The 8123-nt window shown below is 65.3% G+C and carries 6 protein-coding genes and 1 pseudogene; 5 read left to right on the plus strand and 2 right to left on the minus strand.

Going from position 1 to position 8123, the window contains the following annotated elements; all coding sequences use genetic code 11:
* The first annotated feature begins 175 nt into the window (after positions 1-175).
* Together cutA and dsbD are read left to right on the plus strand one after the other, a co-directional pair.
* Positions 176-502 carry a divalent-cation tolerance protein CutA gene (gene cutA / locus F3J15_RS26420; protein ID WP_166894937.1) on the plus strand — a complete coding sequence of 109 codons (327 nt, stop codon included), beginning with the start codon at positions 176-178 and terminating at the stop codon, positions 500-502.
* On the plus strand, positions 495-2357 hold the full coding sequence (dsbD, locus tag F3J15_RS26425) for a protein-disulfide reductase DsbD (RefSeq protein ID WP_166894939.1): 1863 nt from the start codon (positions 495-497) through the stop codon (positions 2355-2357). The genes cutA and dsbD overlap by 8 nt, the downstream gene beginning before the upstream one ends.
* 153 nt (positions 2358-2510) lie before the next feature.
* Here dsbD and hemB read toward each other — a convergent pair whose 3' ends face one another.
* Both hemB and yihA read right to left on the minus strand, forming a co-directional pair.
* Positions 2511-3509: a porphobilinogen synthase gene (gene hemB / locus F3J15_RS26430; protein ID WP_166894941.1), complete on the minus strand. Its 999-nt coding sequence runs from the start codon at positions 3507-3509 to the stop codon at positions 2511-2513.
* A 252-nt stretch (positions 3510-3761) separates the two neighbouring features.
* Positions 3762-4421 (minus strand): ribosome biogenesis GTP-binding protein YihA/YsxC, encoded by a 660-nt coding sequence (gene yihA, locus F3J15_RS26435; RefSeq protein WP_089444802.1) that lies wholly within the window; start codon positions 4419-4421, stop codon positions 3762-3764.
* Between the two features lie 214 nt (positions 4422-4635).
* Here yihA and F3J15_RS26440 point away from each other — a divergent pair, with 214 nt between their 5' ends.
* From F3J15_RS26440 to F3J15_RS26450, 3 genes and pseudogenes are all read left to right on the plus strand, one after another.
* Complete coding sequence (locus F3J15_RS26440) at positions 4636-5289, plus strand: c-type cytochrome (protein ID WP_166894943.1); 654 nt, start codon at positions 4636-4638, stop codon at positions 5287-5289.
* A 203-nt stretch (positions 5290-5492) separates the two neighbouring features.
* Positions 5493-7709 (plus strand): cytochrome c biogenesis protein ResB, encoded by a 2217-nt coding sequence (locus F3J15_RS26445; protein WP_089444804.1) that lies wholly within the window; start codon positions 5493-5495, stop codon positions 7707-7709.
* Between the two features lie 4 nt (positions 7710-7713).
* Positions 7714-8123, plus strand: a pseudogene (locus F3J15_RS26450) (c-type cytochrome biogenesis protein CcsB); the annotation flags it as partial.

Genomic DNA, 8123 nt, shown 5'->3' on the forward strand with positions numbered 1-8123 from the left:
GGGGCCGAGCAATTGCTTGGCCCTTTTTGTTTTTCCGGCGCCGGCTGCGATCGATTGTCGCAGGGCGGCGCCGGCAGCGTTGCGCGGGCTGCGCTACGATACGGGGCAGCCGGCGCGCGCCCCAGGTGGGCAATTCGCGTCGGCGGGAGCCGATAGACCAGCCAGGAGGGCGCGGATGATAGTGGTGCTGATGCTGACGACGGTGCCCGATGCCGAGATCGCCAAGACGCTTTCAGACGGTGCGCTCGATGCGCGGCTTGCCGCGTGCGTGTCGGAGCTCGGCGCGATCAGGTCGCGCTACCACTGGCAGGGCAAGGTCGAAACGGCCGACGAGATCCAGTTGCTGTTCAAGACGAGCCCCGTGCGGGCGCTCGAACTGGAGCGATTTATTCTCGCGCATCATCCTTACGAGACACCCGAAATCGTCTCGTGGCAGACGACGGCATCGGCCGCGTACGGCCAGTGGGTGACCAGCGAAACTCAACGTCTATTTCATGTTTAACGGTATGGCGCTTCCCGTGCGCGTGCGCGCGCTGCGATTTCTCGCAGTCCTGTTGTCGTTCATGCTCGTGCTGGGCGGCCTGTCGGTCGCGCGCGCGGCCGACGATTTCCTCGATCCGTCGGTTGCATTCAAGTTCAGTGCAAGCGAATCGCCGGGACAGGTGGATGTCCGCTTCAAGGTCGCCACCGGGTATTACCTGTACCGTGAGCGGTTCGCGTTCGCGGTGAAGGGCGGGCAGGCGACGCTCGGCGATCCGCAATTCCCGGCCGGCCACGTGAAGTTCGACCAGACGTTCCAGAAGAACGTCGAGACCTACCGTGACGAAGTCGTCGTGCACGTGCCCGTCAAGCAGGCGTCGGGACCGTTCGAGCTCGCGGTGACGTCGCAGGGGTGCGCGGACGAGGGCATCTGCTATCCGCCGGCCGAGCACGTCGTGAAGGTCGATGGCGCCGCGCTGGGCGCCGCTTCGTCGTCGTCGCCGTCGTCCGGCGATGCGGCTGCCGCGGACAGCTGGTTCGACAAGGTCACGAGCGCCGATTTCGCGCAGTCGCTGCTCGAAGGGCATGGCTTCTTCACGATCGTCGCGCTGTATTTCGTCGCGGGCGTCGTGCTGAGCCTCCTGCCGTGTTCGTATCCGATGATTCCGATCGTGTCGGCGATCATCATCGGCCAGGGCACGCGCGCGACGCATGCGCGCGGTTTCGCGCTGTCGATGACCTATGTGGTCGGCATGGCGCTGGTCTACACGGTGCTCGGCATTGCCGCGGCGCTGGTCGGCCAGAGCCTCGGCGCGTGGCTGCAGAACCCGTGGGTGCTCGGCGCGTTCGGCGTGCTGTTGACCGCGTTTGCCGTCTCGCTGATCTCGGGCAAGGACATTGCGCTGCCCGCGCGCTGGCAGAACGGCGCTGCGGAGGTATCGAGCGCGCGCCAGGGCGGCCATTTCGTTGCGGTCGCGGCGATGGGCGCGCTGTCCGCGCTGGTCGTCGGCGCATGCATGACAGCGCCGCTGTTCGCGGTGCTCGCCTTCATCGCGCACACGGGCAATGCGCTGCTCGGCGGCGCTGCACTGTTCGCGATGGGGCTGGGGCTGGGCGTGCCGCTGCTGGTCGTCGGCGTCGGCGCCGGGACGGTACTGCCGCGCGCCGGCGCATGGATGGACGGCGTGAAGGTGTTCTTCGGCATCGTGCTGCTCGCAGCCGCGCTGTGGATCGTATGGCCGGTGCTGGCCGGTGGCCTGAAGATGGTGCTCGCTGCGTTGTGGCTGCTGATCGCGGCCGCGGCACTCGGGCTGTTCACGCCGAATGCCGGCACCACGTCCATCTGGCGTCGCCTCGGCCGTGGCGTGGGCGCTGCGCTCGCGATCTGGGCGGCCACGCTGCTCGTCGGCCTGGCCGCGGGATCGACCGATCCGGTCAAGCCGTTGGCGGTGCTGGCGGCACGCACGGCTGCGTCGGGCGGCACGACGGCGGCAGGCGCAGCCGCCGCCGCGCAGGATGGGCCCGCGTTCGCATCGGTGCGCTCGAGTGGCGAACTCGACACGCTGCTGAAGACGTCGGGCCAGCCCGTAATGCTCGATTTCTACGCCGACTGGTGCGTGAGCTGCAAGGAAATGGAGCATCTGACGTTTACCGACGCGCGCGTGCAGGCGCGGCTCGCGCAGCTTCATCTCGTGCGCGCGGATGTCACCGCGAACAACCCGGACGACCAGGCGCTGCTGAAGCGTTTCAACCTGTTCGGACCGCCGGGCATCATCTTCTTCGATAGAAGCGGCAACGAGATCGGGCGCGTAGTCGGCTATCAGGCGGCCGAGACGTTCCTGCGCAGTCTCGACCGGGCTGCGGTCCCGACGGTATGACCATGCGGGTCGCGAGCGTGCGGGTGGCGAACCGGCGCGCTTGCGTGGCATGAGCTGACGATCGACAAGGCATACGGCTGCGATCGACAGCAAAAAAAAACGGCGGGACACCGAAGTGTCCCGCCGTTTTTCTTTCCGCCTGCCGGCAGGCGCTTAGCGTTGCGCTTTCAGCAGACGCGCGGCGTCGAGTGCGAAGTACGTGAGCACGCCGTCGGCGCCCGCACGCTTGAACGCGAGCAGCGATTCGAGCACGACCTTGTCGTGGTCGAGCCAGCCGTTCATCGCGGCGGCCTTGAGCATCGCGTATTCACCGCTCACCTGGTACACGTAGGTCGGGAAGCGGAACTCGTCCTTCACGCGGCGCACGATGTCGAGGTACGGCATGCCGGGCTTGACCATCACCATGTCGGCGCCTTCGTCGATGTCCAGGCGCACTTCGCGCAGCGCTTCGTCGCTGTTCGCCGGATCCATCTGGTAGGTCATCTTGTTGCCCTTGCCCAGATTGGATGCCGAGCCGACCGCGTCGCGGAACGGGCCGTAGAACGCCGACGCGAACTTGGCTGAATAGGCCATGATTCGCGTGTGGATATGGCCGTCGCTTTCCAGCATTTCGCGGATCGCGCCGATGCGGCCGTCCATCATGTCCGACGGGGCGACGATGTCGACGCCGGCTTCCGCCTGCGCGCGCGCCTGGTCGATCAGGATCTCGATCGTGTCGTCGTTGATCACGTAGCCGTTTTCGTCGAGCACGCCGTCTTGGCCATGGCTCGTGTACGGGTCGAGTGCGACGTCGGTCAGCACGCCGAGTTCGGGGAAGCGCTTCTTCAGCTCGCGCACCGCGCGCGGGATCAGGCCTTCCGGATTGGCCGCCTCGCGGCCGTCAGGCGTTTTCACCGATGGCTCGATGGCCGGGAACAGCGACAGCACGGGCACGCCCAGTTCGACGCACTGCTCGGCGGCGTGCATCAACAGATCGACCGACACGCGTTCGACGCCGGGCATCGACGGCACCGGCTGCCGTTCGTTGGTGCCTTCGACGACGAAGACCGGATAGATCAGATCGTCGGTGGTCAGGCGGTTTTCGCGCATCAGGCGCCGGGAGAAGTCGTCGCGGCGCATCCGGCGCGGACGATGAAGCGGATGGAAGCTCATGGCGATTGGGTAGAAATCAGGGCAGTAAGACCTTACGGAACCCTTAGGTCATTTTCGGGAGCGTTGGTATATGATAGCGATCGAGCGGCACGCGTCGCGTGCAGCTCCCCGCTTCTCCTCCCTGAGCGGGTGCCTGTCGTTTTTCGATTAGGCTGTTTGACCCGCCGTTCAACGGCGGGTTTTTTTATGAGCCGGCCGAAACCGCAGGCGCCGTCAGGTGCGCGCCGCCGATCCCGGCCGCGCGTTGCCCGATCATTGTGCTACAGGCTCGCTTTTTTCGTCGGCGACGGACGGCCGCACCCAGCTTTCGATCAATTCGTGCGCCTCGTCGAGCCCAATGCGCTTCATCGCCGAGAACAGCTGAACCGTCAGCTTGCCCTGAACACCCTGGTCACGATACGCATCGAGCCCCTTTTGCGTGGTCCGCAGCGCGTTGATGCTTTCCTGCCGCGTCAATTTGTCGCACTTCGTCAGCAGCGTGTGGATCGGCTTGCCGGTCGGCACGAACCACTCGATCATGCGGCGGTCGAGATCGGTCAGCGGACGGCGTGAATCCATCATCAGGATCAGGCCGCAGAGCTGCGAGCGGGTCGCGAGATAGGACGACAGCAGCATTTCCCAGTGCGCCTTGGCGGCGCCGGGCACTTCCGCGTAGCCGTAGCCGGGCAGGTCGACGAGATTCGCGACGGGCTCGGCGGCCGGGCCGACGGAGAAGTAGTTGATATGCTGCGTGCGGCCGGGCGTCTTCGACGCGAAGGCGAGCCGCTTCTGGTTGCACAGCACGTTGATCGCCGTCGACTTGCCGGCATTCGAGCGGCCCGCGAACGCGATTTCCGGCTGGACCGTCGGCGGCAGGTCGCGCAGATGGTTGACGGTCGTGTAGAAGCGGGCTTGATGGAGCAGAAAGGCCATGGGAACCGGAAGGACGGGCGGCGCGAGCCGCTTGGTGGAGGCGGGGTAGCCCCGATAGGCGCGGGAGCTTTCAACACGATATTGTACAATACGGCGGTTTTACCGAAGGCTACCGGGCGCCTGCCTCGCGCTTTTATGTAGCTTCTGCGGTAGACTGAACGCCGTCGTTTTTTGCAGAACCTCAAATTCCCACAAGACGAAACAGGGTGTGCGAATGAATCGACTGTGCAAGTCTCTGATGGTGCTTCAGGTTGCAGCAGGGTTCGTAGGTTTCGTAGCGGAGGCAAACGCGGCGGATGCGGCAAAGCCGGATCTCGACCGTGGCAAGGCAATTGCCGGGCAGGTCTGTGCGTCGTGTCACGGCGCCGACGGCAATAGCGCATCGGGCGGTTTCCCGAAGCTTGCCGGCCAGCATCCCGAATATCTGGTCAAGCAGTTGAACGACTTCAAGACGCAGCCGGGCGCGAAGGGGCCGGTGCGGAACAACGCGGTGATGGTCGGATTCGCGAGCGCGCTGAGCGCGGACGACATGCGCAACGTCGCCGCGTACTACGGGTCGCAGACGACGAAGCTCGGCACCGCACGCGATGCGGCAACCGTGCCGATCGGCCAGAAGATCTATCGCGGCGGCATCGCGGAGAAGGGCGTACCCGCCTGCGCGAGCTGCCACGGGCCGACAGGGCAAGGGATCCCGGTCCAGTACCCGCGTCTGTCGGGGCAATGGGCCGATTACACGGTCGCGCAGTTGACCGCGTTCCAGCAGGGTGCCGGCGCGCGCAACAACAACGAGGCGATGCATCAGATCGCAACGCGGCTGTCGGACAACGAGATCAAGGCCGTCGCGGATTACATCGCGGGCCTGCGTTGAGCGGTCAGTCGCGAACGGAATGACCGGGCGCCCGAAGGGCGGCCGGAGTCAGAACAAGAAAAGGGTGGGGCGCCGCATCGTTGCGGTTGCCTCGCCCTTCTTTTTTGTCAGCGCGCGCCGGCCGTCCCGAGCGTGCTGACCGCCCCTTCGGGGCAATAATCAAAGTGAGCGTTGGGGGCTGTTTCCCCTGAGTCGGAGTTTGAATGAGCGTTACCACGTCGGGGTTGCAGTCGAAGTCGGGTCAGGGCGCACCGAAGCGCGCGGTCGAGTTGTTGAGCTCGATGCGCTTCGCGATTGCGCTGCTGGTGGTGCTGTCGATTGCAAGCATCATCGGCACGGTCCTGACCCAGGACGATCCGTATCCGAACTACGTGAACCAGTTCGGGCCGTTCTGGGCGGACATCTTCCGCTCGCTCGGCCTGTACAACGTGTACAGCGCGTGGTGGTTCATGCTGATCCTGATCTTCCTCGTCGTGTCGATCTCGCTGTGCGTGATCCGCAACGCGCCGAAGATGCTCGCCGATGCGAAGAGCTGGAAGGACAAGGTTCGCGAAGGCAGCCTGCGGGCGTTCCACCACAAGGCCGAATACACGACGTCCGGCACGCGCGCGACCGTCACGGCGACGCTCGCCACGTTCGTCACCAAGGCCGGCTACAAGCACATCGTGCGTGAAAACGACGGCGCGACGCTGATCTCCGCGAAGCGCGGCGCGATGACCAAGTGGGGCTACATCTCCGCGCACCTCGCGATCGTCGTGATCTGTATCGGCGGCCTGCTCGACAGCAACCTGCCGATCAAATTCCAGATGTGGATGTTCGGCAAGAGCCCGGTCAACACGAGCGCGACGATCAGCGAGATCTCACCCGACCATCGCCTGTCCGCGTCGAACCCGACGTTCCGCGGCTACGCGTGGGTGCCCGAGGGGCAGTTCGTGTCGACCGCGATCCTGAACCAGCCGAGCGGCTCGCTGATCCAGGACCTGCCGTTCTCGATCCAGCTCAACAAGTTCATCGTCGACTACTACACGACGGGCATGCCGAAGCTGTTCGCGAGCGACATCGTCGTGATCGATCGCGAGACCGGCCAGAAGATCCCGGCGCGCGTCGAGGTCAACAAGCCGTTCACGTACAAGGGCGTGTCGATCTACCAGTCGAGCTTCCAGGACGGCGGCTCGCAGATGCAGATGACGGCCTACCCGATGACGGGCGGCAACGCGAAGACCTTCCCCGTGAAGGGGACGATCGGCAGTTCGGCGCCGCTGCAGATGCCGGGCAACGACGGCGACACGATCGAGTTCTCCGATTTCCGTGCGATCAACGTCGAGAACATGGCCGACGCGAACGGCAAGCCGGACGTGCGCGGTGTCGCGACGACGAGCTCGCTGAAGGAAGCGTTCGACGAACGCCTCGGCTCCGGCGCGAAGACGTCGAAGCCGACGCAGCTCCACAACATCGGCCCGTCCGTGCAGTACAAGATCCGCGGCAAGGACGGCCAGGCGCGCGAATTCAACAACTACATGCTGCCCGTCGACATGAAGGGCGAGCGCGTGTTCCTCGCCGGCGTGCGTGCGAGCCCGAACGACCCGTTCCGCTACATGCGGATTCCGGCCGACAGCCAGGATTCGATCGGCGAATGGATGCACCTGCGTGCCGCGCTCGAGGATCCGTCCGCGCGCGCCGAGGCCGCTGCACGCTTCGCGCAGCGTTCGCTGCCGGGCACCGACGCATCGCTGCGCAGCCGCCTGCAGGACAGCGCGTTGAAGGTGCTGACCCTTTTTGCGGCGGGCGACGACAGCGTCGGCCGTGGCGCCGACGGCCAGCCGATCGGTGGCTTCCAGGCCGTGGCGACGTTCATCGACCGCTCGGTGCCGAAGGCCGAGCAGGAGAAGGCCGCGAGCCTGCTGCTGCGCATGCTCGAGGGCTCGATGTGGGAGGTCTGGCAGATCGCGCGCGAGCGTGCGGGCGAGCCGGCGGCGCAGCAGGGCACCGACACGATCCGCTTCGTGCAGAACGCGATCAATGCGCTATCCGACAGCTTTTTGTATGGATCACCGGTCTATTTGCAGCTTGACTCATTCAAGCAGGTGCAAGCTTCGGTATTTCAGTTGACGCGCGCACCCGGCAAGAATCTGGTGTATCTTGGCAGCCTGCTGCTGGTCGCCGGCATCTTCTCGATGTTCTACGTGCGCGAGCGGCGCCTCTGGTTCTGGTTGAAGGACGCTGGTTCGGGCGTCGATGTGGTGATGGCAATGTCCACGGCCCGCAAGACCTTCGATTTCGAGAAAGAGTTCGTGCAGACGCGCGACGCGGCCGGTGCCGCCTTGCACGCCGCACCTCGCGACGCCGCGCCGGCCGGTGCGGCATCGACGGCCCGTCCGCCTGCCGGCGGCGGTTCCGATTCCGAGAATTCCACCCGGTAACATCATGGATCTCACGCAAGTTTCCTCTTCCCATCGGGCGTCGGCCCAGGCTCCGGTTACGGCGCCGCTGTTCGACGACCGTCCGTTCCTCGCGCGCCTGTCGCTGCTCGACTGGCTGTTCGCACTGGCGCTCGTGGTGGGCGCGGGCTATGCGCTCGTGCACTACAACGCGCACATGGATTACTACGATAAGGCGGTGATGATCGGCACCGTGCCGGCGCTCATCGCGCTCGGCTGGCGCTGGAAGCCCGCGCGGCTGATGATGGCGTCGATCGCCGTGCTGGCGCTGCTGTCGATCCAGATCTACCAGGGCGATCTCGCGCGCGCCGATTCGGCGTTCTTCCTCAAGTACTTCCTGTCGAGCCAGTCGGCCATCCTGTGGATGAGCGCGCTGTTCGTGCTCGCGACGATCTT

The organism is Burkholderia sp. Ap-955, assembly GCF_011753045.1.
GTDB classification, from domain to species: domain Bacteria; phylum Pseudomonadota; class Gammaproteobacteria; order Burkholderiales; family Burkholderiaceae; genus Burkholderia; species Burkholderia lata_D.